16 protein-coding genes are annotated in these 16,385 nt (G+C 67.1%); 13 read left to right on the top strand and 3 right to left on the bottom strand.

The window, feature by feature from the left end:
* The first annotated feature begins 16 nt into the window (after window positions 1-16).
* Entirely contained in the window at window positions 17-466 is a 450-nt protein-coding gene (locus tag KF941_RS22615) for a nucleoside deaminase (protein ID WP_114535491.1), read from the top strand.
* Between the two features lie 95 nt (window positions 467-561).
* Entirely contained in the window at window positions 562-4,008 is a 3,447-nt protein-coding gene (locus tag KF941_RS22610) for a pyruvate carboxylase (RefSeq protein WP_214274575.1), read from the top strand.
* Between the two features lie 429 nt (window positions 4,009-4,437).
* On the opposite strand, the gene KF941_RS22605 is transcribed toward KF941_RS22610, so the two are convergent.
* The 3 genes from KF941_RS22605 to KF941_RS22595 all read right to left on the bottom strand — a co-directional run bounded on the left by KF941_RS22605 (window position 4,438) and on the right by KF941_RS22595 (window position 6,345).
* Window positions 4,438-5,487, bottom strand: coding sequence for a YeeE/YedE family protein (locus tag KF941_RS22605; protein ID WP_116220768.1), 1,050 nt, complete (start codon window positions 5,485-5,487; stop codon window positions 4,438-4,440).
* A gap of 70 nt (window positions 5,488-5,557) precedes the next feature.
* The gene (locus tag KF941_RS22600) at window positions 5,558-5,881 is read right to left on the bottom strand and encodes a metalloregulator ArsR/SmtB family transcription factor (protein WP_243700249.1); all 324 of its coding nucleotides are present in this window, start codon (window positions 5,879-5,881) and stop codon (window positions 5,558-5,560) included.
* A 98-nt stretch (window positions 5,882-5,979) separates the two neighbouring features.
* A complete protein-coding gene (locus KF941_RS22595; protein WP_240540516.1) occupies window positions 5,980-6,345 on the bottom strand; it encodes a thioredoxin family protein in 366 nt (121 codons plus the stop codon).
* 120 nt (window positions 6,346-6,465) lie between these two features.
* Between KF941_RS22595 and KF941_RS22590 the strand changes: the two genes are divergently transcribed.
* From KF941_RS22590 to KF941_RS22540, 11 genes are all read left to right on the top strand, one after another.
* The gene (locus KF941_RS22590) at window positions 6,466-7,203 is read left to right on the top strand and encodes a cytochrome c biogenesis protein CcdA (protein ID WP_214274574.1); all 738 of its coding nucleotides are present in this window, start codon (window positions 6,466-6,468) and stop codon (window positions 7,201-7,203) included.
* Window positions 7,204-7,216: 13 nt separating this feature from the next.
* On the top strand, window positions 7,217-7,777 hold the full coding sequence (locus KF941_RS22585; RefSeq protein ID WP_114535896.1) for a thioredoxin family protein: 561 nt from the start codon (window positions 7,217-7,219) through the stop codon (window positions 7,775-7,777).
* Between the two features lie 114 nt (window positions 7,778-7,891).
* Window positions 7,892-8,365 (top strand): sulfur oxidation c-type cytochrome SoxX, encoded by a 474-nt coding sequence (gene soxX, locus KF941_RS22580; RefSeq protein ID WP_036757787.1) that lies wholly within the window; start codon window positions 7,892-7,894, stop codon window positions 8,363-8,365.
* A 39-nt stretch (window positions 8,366-8,404) separates the two neighbouring features.
* Window positions 8,405-8,827 (top strand): thiosulfate oxidation carrier protein SoxY, encoded by a 423-nt coding sequence (gene soxY / locus KF941_RS22575; RefSeq protein ID WP_036757785.1) that lies wholly within the window; start codon window positions 8,405-8,407, stop codon window positions 8,825-8,827.
* A 22-nt stretch (window positions 8,828-8,849) separates the two neighbouring features.
* Window positions 8,850-9,179 carry a thiosulfate oxidation carrier complex protein SoxZ gene (soxZ, locus tag KF941_RS22570; protein ID WP_214274573.1) on the top strand — a complete coding sequence of 110 codons (330 nt, stop codon included), beginning with the start codon at window positions 8,850-8,852 and terminating at the stop codon, window positions 9,177-9,179.
* 35 nt (window positions 9,180-9,214) lie between these two features.
* Window positions 9,215-10,087, top strand: a complete 873-nt coding sequence (gene soxA, locus KF941_RS22565) for a sulfur oxidation c-type cytochrome SoxA (RefSeq protein ID WP_116220767.1) — start codon at window positions 9,215-9,217, stop codon at window positions 10,085-10,087.
* 120 nt (window positions 10,088-10,207) lie between these two features.
* Complete coding sequence (soxB, locus tag KF941_RS22560) at window positions 10,208-11,902, top strand: thiosulfohydrolase SoxB (RefSeq protein WP_214274572.1); 1,695 nt, start codon at window positions 10,208-10,210, stop codon at window positions 11,900-11,902.
* A gap of 23 nt (window positions 11,903-11,925) precedes the next feature.
* Window positions 11,926-13,218, top strand: coding sequence for a sulfite dehydrogenase (soxC, locus tag KF941_RS22555; protein WP_036757778.1), 1,293 nt, complete (start codon window positions 11,926-11,928; stop codon window positions 13,216-13,218).
* Window positions 13,202-14,353, top strand: coding sequence for a c-type cytochrome (locus KF941_RS22550; RefSeq protein WP_214274571.1), 1,152 nt, complete (start codon window positions 13,202-13,204; stop codon window positions 14,351-14,353). The genes soxC and KF941_RS22550 overlap by 17 nt, the downstream gene beginning before the upstream one ends.
* 3 nt (window positions 14,354-14,356) lie before the next feature.
* Complete coding sequence (locus tag KF941_RS22545) at window positions 14,357-15,067, top strand: c-type cytochrome (protein WP_036757774.1); 711 nt, start codon at window positions 14,357-14,359, stop codon at window positions 15,065-15,067.
* A gap of 54 nt (window positions 15,068-15,121) precedes the next feature.
* Window positions 15,122-16,384 (top strand): NAD(P)/FAD-dependent oxidoreductase, encoded by a 1,263-nt coding sequence (locus KF941_RS22540; RefSeq protein ID WP_214274570.1) that lies wholly within the window; start codon window positions 15,122-15,124, stop codon window positions 16,382-16,384.
* The last annotated feature ends 1 nt before the right edge of the window (window position 16,385 follow it).

The raw sequence follows: 16,385 nt of genomic DNA, 5'->3' as shown, positions 1-16,385 counted from the left end.
CGGGCGAAAAGCGCGCATGGATTTTGCCTCGCACATGCCCGCAGCCCTGGACCAAGCCCGCGCCGCCGCAAGGCGCGGCGAGGTGCCGGTGGGCGCGGTGCTGACCGGCGCCGACGGCCAGGTGCTGGCCCAGGCCGGCAACCGCACGCGCGAGCTGCGCGACCCCACCGCACATGCCGAGATCCTGGCGATCCGCGCCGCCTGCGCCGCCCTGGGTTCGGAACGCCTGCCCGGCGCGCGGCTCTGGGTCACGCTCGAGCCCTGCCCGATGTGCGCCGCCGCCATCTCGGCCGCGCGGATCGCGGTGCTCTATTACGGCGCCGAGGATCCGCGCATGGGCGGCGTGCGCCATGGCGCGCGGGTCTTCGACCATCCGCAATGCCATCACCGGCCAGAGATCATCGACGGCATTTCGGCAGAAGAATCGCGGCGGCTGCTGCAAGACTTCTTTCGCGAACGTCGGTGAGATGAGAAAAGCCGCGTCATGAAACCGTCGCGAAGGGTGCTTGCGCTGCACCGCAGCATGGATAGGATGCCCACCGGGCGAACATGGGGGGACTGATGTTCCGAAAGATCTTGGTAGCGAACCGTGGTGAGATAGCGATCCGCGTGATGCGGGCTGCGAACGAGTTGGGCAAGAAGACGGTCGCGGTCTATGCCGAGGAAGACAAGCTGAGCCTGCACCGCTTCAAGGCGGACGAGGCCTACCGCATCGGCGGCGGGCTGGGGCCGGTGGCGGCCTATCTCAGCATCGCCGAGATCATCCGGGTGGCCAGGGAATCCGGCGCCGATGCGATCCATCCGGGCTATGGGCTGCTCAGCGAGAACCCCGATTTCGTCGATGCCTGCCAGGCCGCCGGCATCGCCTTCATCGGGCCTTCCTCGGACACCATGCGCGCGCTCGGCGACAAGGCCAGCGCCCGGCGCGTGGCCATCGCGGCCGGGGTGCCGGTGATCCCGGCGACCGCGGTGCTGGGCGAGGATTTCGACGCGATCAGGCGCGAGGCGGCCGGGATCGGCTATCCCCTGATGCTGAAAGCCAGCTGGGGCGGCGGCGGGCGCGGCATGCGCCCGATCATGACCCCCGAGGAGCTGCCCGAGAAGGTGCGCGAGGGACGGCGCGAGGCCGAGGCCGCCTTCGGCAATGGCGAGGGCTACCTGGAAAAGATGATCCTGCGCGCCCGCCATGTCGAGGTGCAGCTCTTGGGCGACAGCCATGGCGGGCTCTACCATCTCTATGAGCGCGACTGCACCGTGCAGCGGCGCAACCAGAAGGTGGTCGAGCGCGCCCCGGCGCCCTACCTGACCGAGGCACAGCGCCAGGAAGTCTGCGGCCTGGCGCTGAAGATCGGCCGCGCCGTCGGCTACCGGAACGCCGGCACCGTCGAGTTCCTGATGGATATGGACAGCCAGGCCTTCTACTTCATCGAGGTGAACCCGCGCGTCCAGGTCGAGCATACCGTGACCGAGGAGGTCACCGGCATCGACATCGTGCAGTCCCAGATCCTGGTCGCCGAGGGCGCGACGCTGGCGCAGGCCACCGGCGTCGCCCGGCAGGAGGACGTGCACCTGAACGGCCACGCCCTGCAATGCCGGGTCACGACCGAGGATCCGCTGAACAGCTTCATCCCCGACTACGGCCGCATCACCGCCTATCGCTCGGCCACCGGCAACGGCATTCGCCTGGACGGCGGCACCGCCTATTCCGGCGGCGTCATCACCCGCTATTACGACAGCCTGCTGGTCAAGGTCACGGCCCATGCCCAGACCCCGGAAAAGGCCATCGCGCGCATGGACCGGGCGCTGCGCGAGTTCCGGGTGCGCGGCGTGGCGACGAACATCGAATTCGTCATCAACCTCTTGAAGCACCCGACCTTCCTCGACGACACCTATACCACCAAGTTCATCGACACCACGCCGGACCTGTTCGCGTTCCGCAAGCGCCGCGACCGGGCGACGAAGCTCTTGGTCTACCTGGCCGACATCACCGTGAACGGCCATCCCGAGACCGCCGGCCGCCCCCGCCCGCCGGCCGAGGCCCGCATCCCGGTGCCGCCCCGGCCCCAGGCCGATCCGGCGGCCGAGCCCGCCCCCGGCACCCGCCAGCTGCTGGAGCAAAAGGGCGCCAAGGCCGTCGCCGACTGGATGCTGGGCGAGAGGCGGCTCTTGATCACCGACACCTCGATGCGCGACGGGCACCAGTCGCTGCTGGCCACGCGCATGCGCTCGATCGACATGATCCGGGTGGCGCCCTCTTACGCCGCGAACCTGCCCGGCCTGTTCTCGGTCGAATGCTGGGGCGGGGCGACCTTCGACGTCGCCTATCGCTTCCTGCAGGAATGCCCCTGGCAGCGGCTGCGCGACATCCGCGCCCGCATGCCGAACCTGATGACGCAGATGCTGCTGCGGGCCAGCAACGGCGTCGGCTACACCAACTATCCCGACAACGTGGTGCAAAGCTTCGTCGCCCAGGCGGCCAGGACCGGGGTCGACGTGTTCCGGGTCTTCGACAGCCTGAACTGGACCCCGAACATGCGCGTCGCCATGGATGCGGTGATCGAGAGCGGCAAGATCTGCGAGGGCACGATCTGCTATACCGGCGACCTGCTCGATCCCGCGCGCGCGAAATACGACCTGCAATATTACCTCAGGATGGCGCGCGAACTCAGCGATGCCGGCGCGCATATCCTTGGCCTCAAGGACATGGCCGGGCTCTTGAAGCCCGCCTCGGCCGCCATCCTGGTCCGCGCGCTGAAGCAAGAGATCGGCCTGCCGGTGCATTTCCACACCCATGACACCGGCGGGCTCAGCGGCGCCTCGATCCTGGCCGCGGCCGAGGCCGGGGTGGATGCGGTGGATTGCGCCATGGATGCGCTCTCGGGCAATACCTCGCAGCCCTGCCTGGGCTCGGTGGTCGAGGCGCTGCGCCACACCGACCGCGACACCGGGCTGGACATCGAGGCGATCCGCCGGATCTCGAACTACTGGGAGGCGGTGCGCGAGCATTACGCCGCCTTCGAGAGCGGCTTGCAGGCCCCGGCCTCGGAGGTCTGGCTGCACGAGATGCCCGGCGGCCAGTTCACCAATCTCAAGGCGCAGGCGCGCTCGCTCGGGCTCGAGGAGCGCTGGCACGAGGTCGCCCAGGCCTATGCCGAGGTGAACCGGATGTTCGGCGACATCGTCAAGGTCACGCCCAGTTCCAAGGTGGTGGGCGACATGGCGCTGGTGATGGTGGCGCAGGGGCTGAGCCGCGCGCAGGTCGAGGACCCGGCGGTCGAGGTCGCCTTCCCCGATTCGGTCGTCGACATGATGCGGGGCAACCTGGGCCAGCCCCCGGGCGGCTGGCCCGAGGCCTTGCAGAGGAAGGTGCTGAAGGGCGAGGCGCCGCTGACCGCCCGCCCCGGCGCGGCCATGCCGCCGGTCGACATCGCGGCCGCCCGCGCCGAGCTGGTCCGCCAGCTGGAAGGCAAGGCGGTCGACGACGAGGACCTGAACGGCTACCTGATGTATCCCAAGGTGTTTTTGGACTACATGGGCCGGCACCGGCAATACGGCCCGGTGCGGGTTCTGCCGACGCGGGCCTTCTTCTACGGCATGGAGCCGGGCGAGGAGATCGAGGCCGAGATCGACCCCGGCAAGACGCTGGAGATCCGGCTGCAGACCGTGGGCGAGACCGACGAGAAGGGCGAGGTCAAGGTCTTCTTCGAGCTGAACGGCCAGCCCCGGGTGATCCGGGTGCCGAACCGGCTGGTGAAGGCGCAGACCGCCGCCCGTCCCAAGGCCGATCCGACGAACGAGGGCCATCTCGGCGCCCCCATGCCCGGCGTCGTCGCCTCGGTCGCGGTGACGCAGGGGCAGAAGGTCAACCCCGGCGACCTGCTGCTGACCATCGAGGCGATGAAGATGGAAACCGCCATCCACGCCGACAGAGAAGGCCTGATCAAGACCCTCCACGTCAGGCCAGGTGAACAGGTCGACGCAAAAGACCTCATGATAGAGATGGAGTGACGAAAGGGAACGGCCCGGCGCGCAGAAGCGCAGGGGCCGTTCCGGCGAAGGAAGCGATGCAGGCGGCCCGCGGCCGGATCGCGTGCCGTCGCCCTGCCGCGCCTTCGGCCGCGGCCCGGAAAAGGCGATGCCGTCCCCTGCCAAGCGCTTGCCGGACCGGGGGCGGCCTCGCTTTTCCGGTGATTGCTTTCGGGGGTAGCGAGGCCGCCCCCTGGCACAGCCGCGGCAGGCTGGCGATCCGCGCGACGCAGGCGGGGCAGGCCGGCACCAAGCTTCAGTCCACGGCGTTCTGGAGGCCGCCGATCAGGCGGAGCGATCCGAATGCAGCACCGGCCGCGAGGACGATCAGGGCGGTGGGACCGGCCCTTGGCGCAGCCGCGGCAGGCTGGCGATCCGCGCGACGCAGGCAGGGTCGGCCGCCGCCAGGTTTCAGTCCACGGCGTTCTGGAAGCCGCCGATCAGGCGGCGCAGCCCGAATGCGGCACCGGCGGCGATGGCGATCAGTGTGACGGGGCCGGACCACGCCAGGGCCGCGAAGGCCGAGACCCCCTGCCCGACCGAACAGCCCATCGCCACCACGCCGCCCGCGCCCATCAGCGCCGCGCCGCCGACCTGCCGGCCCAGTTCGCGGGGATCCTCGCAGGCCTCCCATTTGAACAGGCCGCGGATCATCGAGCCGATCAGCGCCCCGGCCATGACGCCCACGACCGAGCCCACGGAAAAGGTGATCCCGCCCGCGGTCGAGGTCATCAGGTAGATCAGCGTCCGGCCGACCGGCGCGGTGAACGAGGGCCCCTCGATCTGGACCGCGCCCAGGCTGTGGTCGTAAAGCCAGCTGGTGCCGAAGAAGCACCAGCTGACCGCCAGGCCCGCAGCGGCGCCCCAGGCGATCATCTGCGGCCTTGCCCGCAGCGGCGCATATCCCAGCCCCCAGGCCAGTGCCCCGGCACCGAACAGCGCCACCGTCAGCGGCGCCGGCAGGCCGAGCAGGCCCAGGTCGTGGACGATGCCCTGCGGGCCGCTTGCCTCGGGCTGGGGGAACAGCAGCACGCGCAGCGGCGCCAGCGGCCCGGACAGGACGATGAAGCCGATGATCGCCATCACCACCACCACCACCAGCGAGCGCAGGTCGCCGCTGCCGAAGCGCACCAGCGCGCCGAAGCCGCAATTCCCGGCCATGGCCATGCCATAGCCGAACACCAGCCCGCCGACGATCGAGGCCAGCGGGTTCCAGCGGATGGTGTGGTAGAAGCTGTTCTCCAGCTCGATCCAGCCCACCAGGGCCAGCGCCTGCGTCGTCAGGATGGCCACCCCCAGCACCACGCCCCAAAGCCGCAGCCGCCGGGCGTCCTTGCCATAGACCGCCGATTCCAGCGCGCCGAGCGTGCAGAAGTCCCCAAGCCGTGCGGCAAGTCCCAGCACGATCCCGCCTGCCAGCCCGACCAGGGCGGCGAGCAATCCATAGGGCAGCTCATCCATCGCATCTCTCCCATTCCCGCGGAAATCCGGTTCCGCGGCCTCCCGGCACCGCCCCCGCCTCCCCGCGGGATCAGCAATCCGTCCCGAACAGCTTTTTCAGAACGACAAGCAAGTCAACGACCTTGGGATCGAGGATCGAATAAAAGATCGTTTGCCCGTCGCGCCGCGCGCTGACCAGTCCTTCGTGGCGCAGCCGCGCCAGTTGCTGGCTGACCACGGCCTGGCGCGAGGACAGCAGGTTCTCCAGCTCGGTCACGCTTTTCGGGCCGCTCATCAGATAGCACAGGATCATCAGGCGGCCGTCATGGCCAAGCGCTTTCAGAAAGGTCGAGGCATCGTTCGCAGCCTTGATCAGCGCGTCGAAATCGGCTTCCTGTTCCGGTTCCTGCCGGATGTTCTCGATACCGCCCAAGGGCTCATCCCCATTCCCTTCGGTCCCTAAATGCCGGGTAAGCCGGCGCGCGGCAACCCAAACCGGAGGGCTGGGCCAATTTATCGCGGATCGGTGGTGGAATCAGGCTCGGCCTGGCCGATCAGCCGGGCGAGCATGGGCCAGAAGAAGTCCTCGCCCGGATAGCCTTCCAGGCGGCCGAACTCGACCTCGCCGGCCATCAGCACGAAGGTGGGGGTGAAGGTCACGGGCCGCGCCAGCTCGACGCCCGAGGGCAGGGGGTCGCGCATCTGCAGCCGCTGCACCGGCGCGGCCCTGCCCTCGTCGGTCAGCGGATATTGCGGCGCGATCTCGGCGTCCCAGCGCGCGCAATAAAGGCAGCCGGGCTGTTCGAACATCAACAGCCGCAGCTCTGCCGCCCATGCCGTCCCGGCCGGCCATGCCGCAGCAAGCAGCGCCAGCAGCATGGGCTTGGACAGGGGGATTCCAGAACAGGATTGACGCCATAATTTGAACATAGGAATATTCTAATATAACGCCGGCCGCCGGGCAAGCATCGGCAGCACGGCAAGTTGCGGGGGGTAACGATGCTGGATGTCACCTATGGCGGGGCCGCGCTGGCGGGGCTGCTTTCCTTTCTTTCGCCCTGCATCCTGCCGATGGTGCCGTTCTACCTGTCCTATATGGCGGGGGCGTCGGTGCGCGAATTGCGCGACGGCGGCACGGTGGCGCCGGGCGCGCGCCAGCGGATGGTGCTGCGCGCGCTGGCCTTTGCCCTGGGCGTGACGACGATCTTCCTGCTGCTGGGCTTGGGGGCCACGGCATTGGGCAAGGCCTTCGCGCAATGGAAGGAAACCCTGTCCTGGGTCGCCGCCGGGGTGCTGATCCTGTTCGGCCTGCATTTCCTGGGCGTGCTGCGGATCGGCCTGCTTTACCGCGAGGCGCGGGTGCAGACCGAGGCCAAGCCCTCGACCCTGATCGGCGCCTATGTGATGGGGCTGGCCTTCGGCTTCGGCTGGACGCCCTGCGTGGGGCCGGCGCTGGCGGCGATCCTGATGGTGGCCTCGGGCATGGGCGAGTTGTGGCGCGGCGGGCTGCTGCTGGTGGTCTACGGCCTGGCGATGACCCTGCCCTTCGTGCTGGCGGCCTTTTTCGCGGCGCCGTTCCTGTCCTGGGTCGCGCGGCACCGCGCGATGATGGGGCATGTGGAAAAGGCGATGGGGGTCATGCTGATCGTCTTCGGCATCCTGATCGCCACCAATTCCGTCAATGCCATCGCCGACTGGATGATTCGCAACTTCGACTGGACAGCCACGCTTACCTGAGAGGAGCCCGACCATGACACCGATCCGCGCCCTGGCCGCCTGCCTGCTGCTGGCGGCAGCACCCGCAGCCGCCGCCGAAATCGGCGACGACGGCCTGCACAAGCCCACCTGGCTGCGCGAGACCTTCAAGGATCTGCGCGAGGATCTGGCCGAGGCCAATGCGCAGGACAAGCGCCTGCTGATCCTGGTCGAGCAGCGCGGCTGCATCTATTGCGCCGAGATGCACGAGAAGGTCTTTCCCGACCCCGAGATCGACGCGCTGATCCGCGACGGCTATTTCGTCGTCCAGATGAACCTGTTCGGCGATGTCGAGGTCACGGATTTCGACGGCACCGCCCTTTCGGAAAAGGACATGGCCGTGCGCTGGGGCGTCATGTTCACGCCGACGATGATCTTCCTTCCCGAGGAAGTGCCGGCCGACAAGACCGCCGCCCAGGCCGCCGTGGCGATGATGCCGGGGGCGTTCGGCAAGGGCACGACCAGCGCCCTGCTGACCTGGGTCCGCGCGCATGGCTATGAAAATGGCGAGCATTTCCAGAAGTTTCTGGCCCGCGAACTGGAACGCAAGGACTGATCCGGCCCCTTCGGACCGGCATACATATAAATATTCAAAAATTGCTATATTTATGTTGTAAGGACCGGCGTCCATTCGCTATCATCAATCCAGGGAGAGCACAGGGAGGACAGCATGAGCAGCCATCTATGGTATGCGTCGGTGGTGGCCATGGCCATCGCGACGCCTGCCATCTGTGAAACGGCACCTAAGGAAGTGGTCTATGTCGAAGGCGCGGTCGAGGCTTCCCTGACCGGCGCCCCAGGCAACCCCGAGGAAGGGGTTCGGGTCATGACCACCAACGCGCTTGGCAACTGCGTGGCCTGCCACCAGATCGGGGCGCTGCCGGACGTCGAGTTTCCGGGCACCATCGCCCCGCCGCTGGACGGCGCCGGCGATCGCTGGACCGAGGCCCAACTGCGCGGCATCGTCGCCAATGCGAAGATGACCTTCGAGGGCACCTTCATGCCGGCCTTCTACAAGGTGGACGGCTTCGTCCGGCCCGGCGACGGCTTCACCGGCAAGGCCGGGGCCGAGCCGCTGGCCCCCATCCTGAACGCACAGCAGATCGAGGATGTCGTGGCCTTCCTCGTGACGCTGAAGGAATGACGCCTGATCTCTACAGGCCCGACAATCAAGGAGAAAGACATGATCCTTTCAAGACGTGAGGCACTCTGGATCGGCTTTGGCGGGCTTGCCGCCGCCGCCCTGCCGGGCAAGGCCGTGATGGCGAGCACCGTTGACGAGTTGACCGCGGCCTTCACCGGCGGCGCGGCCGCGGGCGAAGGCGGGATTACCCTGACCGCCCCCGAGATCGCCGAGAACGGCAATACCGTGCCGATCGAGGTCAGCGCCCCCGGCGCGGTGTCGGTCATGCTGCTGGCGGCGGGCAACCCCGAGCCGGCGGTCGCCACCTTCAACTTCGGTCCCGCCGCCGCCGACCAGCGCGCCGCGACCCGCATCCGCCTGGCCCAGACCCAGGACGTGATCGCGCTGGCGAAGATGGGCGACGGTTCGATCGTGAAGGCCCAGACCACCGTCAAAGTCACCATCGGCGGCTGCGGCGGCTGAGTCCAGGAACAGGAGAATTACGATGGCAGATGATGCAAAGCCCCGCGTGAAGGTTCCGAGTTCGGCCAAGGCGGGCGAGAGCGTGACGATCAAGGCGCTGATCTCGCACAAGATGGAATCGGGCCAGCGCAAGGATGCCGAGGGCAAGCTGATCCCGCGCTCGATCATCAACCGCTTCACGTGCGAGTTGAACGGGGTGAACGTGGTGGACGTGGCGATCGACCCGGCGGTCTCGACCAACCCCTATTTCGAATTCGACGCCAAGGTCGATGCGGCCGGGGAATTCAAGTTCACCTGGTATGACGACGACGGCTCTGTCTACGAAGACGTGAAGCCGATCTCGGTCGCCTGAGCGCCGCAAACATCCAGATCCAGGGAGGAGACGCGATGCTGCGCTTTACCAAGACAAAAGGCACCTTGGCCGCCACGGCCCTTGGCCTCGCCCTTGCGGGCGCGGCTTTCGCGGACCCGGTCGAGGACGAACTGGTCATCGAAGCCGAGGAGGGCCAGGTCGAGATCGTGACCAAGACCGCACCGCCCGCCTTTCTGGCCGATACGTTCGACGCGATCTATTCCGGCTGGCACTTTCGCGACGACACCACGCGGGATCTGGAGCGGGACGATTTCGACAACCCCGCCATGGTCTTCGTGGACCGCGGCCTTGACAAGTGGAACGCGGCCATGGGCACGGGCGGCGAAAGCTGCGCCAGTTGCCACCAGGGACCGGAATCCATGGCCGGGCTGCGCGCCGTCATGCCTCGGGTCGACGAAAAGACCGGCAAGCTGATGATCATGGAGGATTACGTCAACGCCTGCGTGACCGAGCGCATGGGCCTGGAGAAATGGGGAGTGACCTCGGAGAACATGAAGGACATGCTGTCGCTGATCTCGCTTCAGTCGCGCGGCATGGCGGTCAACGTCAAGATCGACGGGCCCGCTGCCCCCTATTGGGAGCATGGCAAGGAGATCTACTATACCCGCTATGGCCAGCTGGAAATGTCCTGCGCGAACTGCCACGAGGACAACAACGGCCTGATGATCCGGGCCGACCACCTGAGCCAGGGCCAGGTGAACGGCTTCCCGACCTACCGGCTCAAGGACTCGGGCATGGTCACGGCACAGCAGCGTTTCGTGGGCTGCGTCCGCGACACCCGCGCCGAGACCTTCAAGGCCGGCTCGGACGACTTCAAGGCGCTGGAGCTTTACGTCGCCTCGCGCGGCAACGGCCTTTCGGTCGAAGGCGTGTCGGTCCGGCACTGAAGCCTTGCGACCGCCGGCCCTGCCGGCGGTCCCCTTCCCTACCAATCGAAAGGGCAATGCTTCGGCGCGCCTTGGCGCGGCGGAAGAGTCTTGTCCGAAACGCACAGGAGTAACCGGGGGATGATTACCCGACGTGAGTTCATTCAGGTCGCCATGGCCAGCTCGGCCCTGGTCGGGGCCTCGGGTTTCGGGACATGGTCGCGGGTGTCGGCGCAGCAGGCGCTGACCCAGGACCAGCTGCTGCAGTTCGACGATTTCGGCAATGTGACGTTGATCCATGTGACCGACATCCATGCCCAGTTGAAACCACTCTATTTCCGCGAGCCCGAGATCAACATCGGCGTGGGCGACGCCAAGGGCAAGGTGCCCCATGTCACCGGCGCCGAGTTCCAGAAGATGTTCGGCATCGCGCCCGGCTCGGCCGATGCCTATGCGCTCAGCTACCCGGATTTCGAGGCCTTGGCGCGCGGCTACGGCCGGATGGGCGGCATGGACCGCGTCGCGACCGTGGTCAAGGCGATCCGCGCCGCCCGGCCCGACTCGATCCTGCTCGATGGCGGCGACACCTGGCACGGCTCGATGACCTCGTTCCTGACCAAGGGCCAGGACATGGTGAACGTGATGAACGCGCTTGGCGTCGATGCCATGACCAGCCATTGGGAATGGACCTATGGCACCGAGCGGGTCAAGGAGATCGTCGAGACCCAGCTGAAGTTCCCCTTCCTCGGCGCGAACATCTTCGACGTGGAATGGGACGAGCCGGCCTTCGAGCCCTACAAGATCTTCGAGCGCGGCGGCCAGCGCATCGGCGTCATCGGCCAGGCCTTCCCCTACATGCCCATCGCCAACCCGAAGTGGATGTTCCCCGAATACAGCTTCGGCATCCGCGAGGAACGGATGCAGCAGGTCGTGGACGAGCTGCGCGCCGAAGGCGTCGACTTGGTCGTGGTCCTGTCGCACAACGGCTTCGACGTCGACAAGAAGATGGGCGGCCGGGTCAAGGGCATCGACGTGATCCTGTCGGGCCATACCCATGACGCCGTCCCCGAGCCGGTCCTGATCGGCGAGACGATCCTGATCGCCACCGGCTCGAACGGGAAATTCGTCAGCCGCGTCGACCTGGACGTGCGCGACGGCAAGATGATGGGCTTCCGCCACAAGCTGATCCCGATCTTCTCGGACGTCATCACGCCCGATGCCGACATGGCCGCCCTGATCGACGCCGAGCGCGCGCCCTTCCAGGCGCAGCTCGAGGAAAAGATCGGCACCACCGAAAGCCTGCTCTACCGCCGCGGCAACTTCAACGGCTCGTGGGACGACCTGATCTGCGACGCCATCCGCACGGAACGCGACGTGCAGATCGCGCTGTCGCCGGGCGTGCGCTGGGGCACCACGCTGCTGCCCGGCGATGCGATCACCCGCGAGGACGTCCACAACGTCACCTCGATGACCTATGGCGCGGTCTACCGCACCGAAATGACCGGCGAGACGCTCAGGACCGTCCTGGAGGACGTCGCCGACAACATCTTCAACACGGACCCCTATTACCAGCAGGGCGGGGACATGGTGCGCGTGGGCGGGCTGGCCTATGCGATCGACGTGTCCAAGCCGATGGGGCAACGGATCGGCGCCATGGCGCTGGCCGACACGGGCGAGGCCATCGAGCCCGCCAAATCCTACACAGTCGCCGGCTGGGCATCGGTCAACGAAGGCACCGAGGGCCCGCAAATCTGGGACGTGGTCGAATCGCATATCCGCAAGATCGGCACCGTCCGTCTGCAACCCAACACCTCGGTCACCGTGACCGGGGTCTGACAATCACGAAGGAGCGTTCGCCCATGAAAGACGAACTCACCAAGGACGGCAAGGACGCCGTCGGCACCTCGCGCCGCGCCTTTCTGCGCGGGGGCGCGGTGGCCGGCGCCAGCCTTGTCACCGGCACGGGCCTGGCCCGCGCGGCCGAAACCCCCGACCCGCTGATTACCGAGATCCAGCCCTGGGCCTCGGAATTCGGCGAGGCGGTCGATGCCAATCCCTACGGCCTGCCGATCCATTTCGAATCGCATGTGAAGCGGCAATATGTCGAATGGCTGACCGAAAGCCCGGTCTCCTCGATCAACTTCACGCCGATCCATGCGCTGGAAGGCACGATCACGCCCCAGGGCTGTGCCTTCGAGCGGCACCATTCCGGCTCCATCGAGCTGAGCAAGCAGGACTACCGGCTGATGATCAACGGGCTGGTGGAAAAGCCGCTGGTCTTCACCTTCGAGGATCTGCTGCGCTTTCCCCGCACCACCACCACCGCCTTCTGCGAATGCGCGGCAAACGGCGGCATGGAATGGGGCGGCGCGCAGCTGGAGGGCTGCCAGTATACCCAGGGCATGATCCACAACATGGAATATGTCGGCGTGCCGCTGTCGGTACTGCTGGCCGAGGCCGGGGTCAAGCCCGAGGGCAAATGGCTTTATGCCGAGGGCGCAGATGCCTCGTCCAACGGTCGCTCCTTCCCGATGGAAAAGGTGATGGACGACATGATGCTGGCCTTCTTCGCCAATGGCGAGGCGCTGCGCAAGGAACACGGCTATCCCGCGCGCCTGGTCGTGCCGGGCTGGGAAGGCAACATGTGGGTGAAATGGGTCCGCCGCCTGGGGATCTATGACAAGGCGGTGGAAAGCCGCGAGGAGACCTCGAAATACACCGACCTGATGCCGGACGGCCGGGCGCGGAAATGGACCTGGGTGATGGATGCGAAATCGGTCATCACCTCGCCCAGCCCGCAGGTGCCGATCCGCCACGGCAAGGGGCCGCTGGTGATCTCCGGCCTGGCCTGGAGCGGCAACGGCCGCGTCACCCGCGTCGATGTCTCGCTGGACGGCGGCAAGAACTGGACCACGGCGCGGATCACCGGCCAGGCCCTGCCCAAGGCGCTGACCCGCTTCCACCTGGACATCGAATGGGACGGGTCGGAAATGCTGCTGCAATCGCGCGCCGTGGACGAGACCGGCTATGTCCAGCCGACCAAGGATGCCCTGCGCGCCATCCGCGGCCGCAACAACGTCTATCACAACAACGGCATCCAGACCTGGTGGGTCAAGGCCGACGGGGAGGTCGAGAATGTCGAAATCGCTTGAGCTGTTTTTGGGCTCGGTGCTGGCGGCCTCGGTGCTTGCCGGTCCGGCCATGGCGGAAAAGCTGGGACTGGGCCGCGCGGCCCTGCCCGAAGAGATCAGCGCCTGGGACACGGCGGTCCTGCCCGACGGCCAAGGGCTGCGCCCCGGCTCGGGCGATGTCGCCACGGGGGATGCGCTTTTCGCCGACAACTGCGCCTCGTGCCACGGCGACTTCGCCGAGGGGCTGGACAGCTGGCCGGTGCTGGCGGGCGGCGACGGCAGCCTGACCGATCCGCGCCCGGTCAAGACCATCGGCAGCTACTGGCCCTATCTGTCGACGGTCTACGACTATGTCCATCGCTCGATGCCCTTCGGCTCGGCGCAGACCCTGTCGGTGGACGACACCTATGCCATCACCGCCTTCCTGCTTTATTCCAACGGCCTGGTTGAGGACGATTTCGTCCTGACCCACGAGAACTTCACCAAGGTCGTGCTGCCCAATGCCGAGGGCTTCTATCCCGACGACCGCGACCAGAGCGAATATCCGCTGTTCTCGAAAGAGCCCTGCATGACGGATTGCGCGGTCGGGGTCGAGATCACCAAGCGCGCGGTCGATCTGAACGTGACGCCCGAGGATCCCGACGGCCGCCCGGCCGGCAGCATGCCCAACCTGGGCGCAGCCGCCGACCCGGCCGAACCCGCCGCACCGGCCGAGAAGAAGGCCGAGGCCGCGCCGGTCGAGGCACCGGCGCAAGCCGCGCCCGAGGTCGTGGTCAAGACCGCCGCCGCGGCGCCGGAAACCCCGGCCCCGGCGGAAGCCGCGGCCGCCGCGGACCCGGCGCTGCTGGCCCAGGGCGAAAAGGTGTTCAAGAAATGCGCCGCCTGCCACAAGGTCGGCGACGGCGCCAAGAACAGCACCGGCCCGACGCTGAACGGCATCGTCGGCAGCCCGGCGGGCAAGGTCGAGGGCTTCAAATACTCCAAGCCCCTGCTCGCCATGGCCGCGGATGGGCTGGTCTGGGACGATGCTTCCCTGCACACCTATCTGGAAAACCCCAAGGGGATGATCAAGGGCGGCAAGATGTCCTTTGCCGGGCTGAAGAAAGAGGACGAGCGCGCCGCCGTCATCGCCTATCTCGCCACCTTCGCCAAGTAACCCATGAGACAGCGCAAGCTTCTGCCCGCGCTGTTCCTGGCCGCTGCGACCGGCACCACGCCGGCCGCAGCGGCCGAAATCGGAGACGCGGTCCACGGGGCAGAGCTGTTCGGCAAGGAATGCTCGGTCTGCCACCGGATCGGCAAGGGCGCGCGCCATTCCGTCGGCCCGCGGCTGAACGGCGTCTTCGGCCGCCGCGCCGCCAGCCTGGCCGATTTCAGCTATTCCAAGGCCATGAAGCGCAAGGGCAATGACGGGCTGACCTGGACCCTGGAAACGCTCGACGCCTATATCGAGAACCCCAAGGCGCTGGTGACCGGCACGCGCATGTCCTATCGCGGGCTGGCCGATCCCCAGGCGCGGGCCGATCTGATGGCCTATATGCGCGACTATTCCGACCGGCCCCAGGACATTCCCGAGGCCGAGCCCACCGCCCGCCGCAACGCGCCGGTGCTGTCCGAAGAGGTGCTGGCCCTGCGCGGGGATCCCGAGTTCGGCGCCTATCTGTCGGCGGAATGCACCACTTGCCACCAGCGCGACGGCTCCGACCAGGGCATCCCCTCGATCGCCGGCTGGCCGCAGGAGGATTTCGTGGTCGCCATGCACGCCTACAAGCAGAAATTGCGGCCGCATCCGGTGATGCAGATGATGGCCGGCAGGCTCAGCGAGGAAGAGATCGCGGCGCTGGCCGCCTTCTTCGCCACGCTCGAATGACCGAAAAGCGGCCGGTTGCCACGCACCGGACCGTTCATCAGGGAGGAGAGAAAGATGATCCTGACGAGACGATCGCTGATCGCGGGCGCCACTGCCGCCACCGGGCTGCTTTATGCGCCCGTCGTCCTGGGACGGGGCAAGCCGAAGGTCGTCGTCATCGGCGGCGGCGCCGGCGGCGGCACGGCGGCCCATTACATGGCCAGGGATTCCCAGGGCGCGCTGGACGTGACCCTGGTCGAGGCCAATCCGGTCTATACGACCTGCTTCTTCTCGAATCTCTATATCGGCGGGTTCCGCGATTTCGAAAGCCTTCAGCACGGCTATGACAAGCTGTCCGCCGCCGGGGTCGCCGTCGTCAACGACACGGCCGTCGGGGTGGATCGCGCGGCGCGGACGGTCACGCTGGCGGGCGGGCAGGTGCTGCCCTATGACCGGCTGGTGCTGTCGCCCGGCATCGAGTTCAAGGAGGATTCGGTCCCCGGCTGGTCGCTCGAGGCGGCCGAAATCATGCCCCATGCCTACAAGGCCGGGCCGCAGACCCAGCTGCTCAGGCGCATGATCGAGTCGATGCCCCAGGGCGGCGTCTTCGCCATGGTCGCGCCCCCCAACCCCTATCGCTGCCCGCCCGGCCCCTATGAGCGGATCAGCATGGTCGCGCATCTGCTCAAGCAGGGCAATCCGACCGCCAAGATCATCATCCTGGACCCCAAGGAAAAATTCTCCAAGCAGACGCTGTTCGAGGAGGGCTGGGGGAAATATTACAACGGCATGGTCGAATGGATCAGCCCCGAATTCGGCGGCGCCAGCGTCGAGGTGCGCCCCGACAGCATGGAGGTGCTGGTCGAGGGCACGGCGCAAAAGGTCGATTGCTGCAACGTGATCCCGGCCCAGAGCGCCGGCCGGATCGCCGCCATCGCCGGGCTGACCGACGAGAGCGGCTGGGCCCCGGTGCATCCCGACAGCATGAAGTCGCGGATGGACGAGAATGTCTGGGTCCTGGGCGATTCCAGCGCCCAGGGCGACATGCCGAAATCCGCCTTCTCGGCCAACAGCCAGGCCAAGGTCGCCGCCATGGCGATCCGCGGCGAGCTGACTGGCTCGCGGGTGTTCCCGGCCAAGTATTCCAACACCTGCTGGTCGCTGCTGGCCCCCGATGACGGCATAAAGCTGGGCGCGTCCTACCAGCCGAACGGCGACCGGATCGCCAGCGTCGAGAACTTCATCAGCAACACCGGCGAGGATGCCGCGCTGCGCAAGCTGACCTATGAGGAAAGCCTCGGCTGGTATGCGGGCATCACCGCCGACATCTTCGGCTGAA

This window comes from Paracoccus sp. pheM1 (assembly GCF_018499825.1).
Classification (GTDB): Bacteria; Pseudomonadota; Alphaproteobacteria; order Rhodobacterales; family Rhodobacteraceae; genus Paracoccus; species Paracoccus versutus.
Note: the sequence above shows the minus strand (reverse complement) of the source record. Positions and strands in the feature narration are given on the sequence as shown.

What these genes read in the sequence shown, in the direction of transcription:
- soxZ (WP_214274573.1), top strand. Translation starts at nt 8,850, where the DNA reads ATGGCAGATGATGCAAAGCCCCGCGTGAAGGTTCCGAGTTCGGCCAAG.
- KF941_RS22590 (WP_214274574.1), top strand. Translation starts at nt 6,466, where the DNA reads ATGCTGGATGTCACCTATGGCGGGGCCGCGCTGGCGGGGCTGCTTTCC.
- soxA (WP_116220767.1), top strand. Translation starts at nt 9,215, where the DNA reads ATGCTGCGCTTTACCAAGACAAAAGGCACCTTGGCCGCCACGGCCCTT.
- soxC (WP_036757778.1), top strand. Translation starts at nt 11,926, where the DNA reads ATGAAAGACGAACTCACCAAGGACGGCAAGGACGCCGTCGGCACCTCG.
- KF941_RS22540 (WP_214274570.1), top strand. Translation starts at nt 15,122, where the DNA reads ATGATCCTGACGAGACGATCGCTGATCGCGGGCGCCACTGCCGCCACC.
- KF941_RS22550 (WP_214274571.1), top strand. Translation starts at nt 13,202, where the DNA reads ATGTCGAAATCGCTTGAGCTGTTTTTGGGCTCGGTGCTGGCGGCCTCG.
- soxY (WP_036757785.1), top strand. Translation starts at nt 8,405, where the DNA reads ATGATCCTTTCAAGACGTGAGGCACTCTGGATCGGCTTTGGCGGGCTT.
- KF941_RS22605 (WP_116220768.1), bottom strand. Translation starts at nt 5,487, where the DNA reads ATGGATGAGCTGCCCTATGGATTGCTCGCCGCCCTGGTCGGGCTGGCA.
- KF941_RS22545 (WP_036757774.1), top strand. Translation starts at nt 14,357, where the DNA reads ATGAGACAGCGCAAGCTTCTGCCCGCGCTGTTCCTGGCCGCTGCGACC.
- soxB (WP_214274572.1), top strand. Translation starts at nt 10,208, where the DNA reads ATGATTACCCGACGTGAGTTCATTCAGGTCGCCATGGCCAGCTCGGCC.
- soxX (WP_036757787.1), top strand. Translation starts at nt 7,892, where the DNA reads ATGAGCAGCCATCTATGGTATGCGTCGGTGGTGGCCATGGCCATCGCG.
- KF941_RS22610 (WP_214274575.1), top strand. Translation starts at nt 562, where the DNA reads ATGTTCCGAAAGATCTTGGTAGCGAACCGTGGTGAGATAGCGATCCGC.
- KF941_RS22615 (WP_114535491.1), top strand. Translation starts at nt 17, where the DNA reads ATGGATTTTGCCTCGCACATGCCCGCAGCCCTGGACCAAGCCCGCGCC.
- KF941_RS22595 (WP_240540516.1), bottom strand. Translation starts at nt 6,345, where the DNA reads ATGCTGCTGGCGCTGCTTGCTGCGGCATGGCCGGCCGGGACGGCATGG.
- KF941_RS22585 (WP_114535896.1), top strand. Translation starts at nt 7,217, where the DNA reads ATGACACCGATCCGCGCCCTGGCCGCCTGCCTGCTGCTGGCGGCAGCA.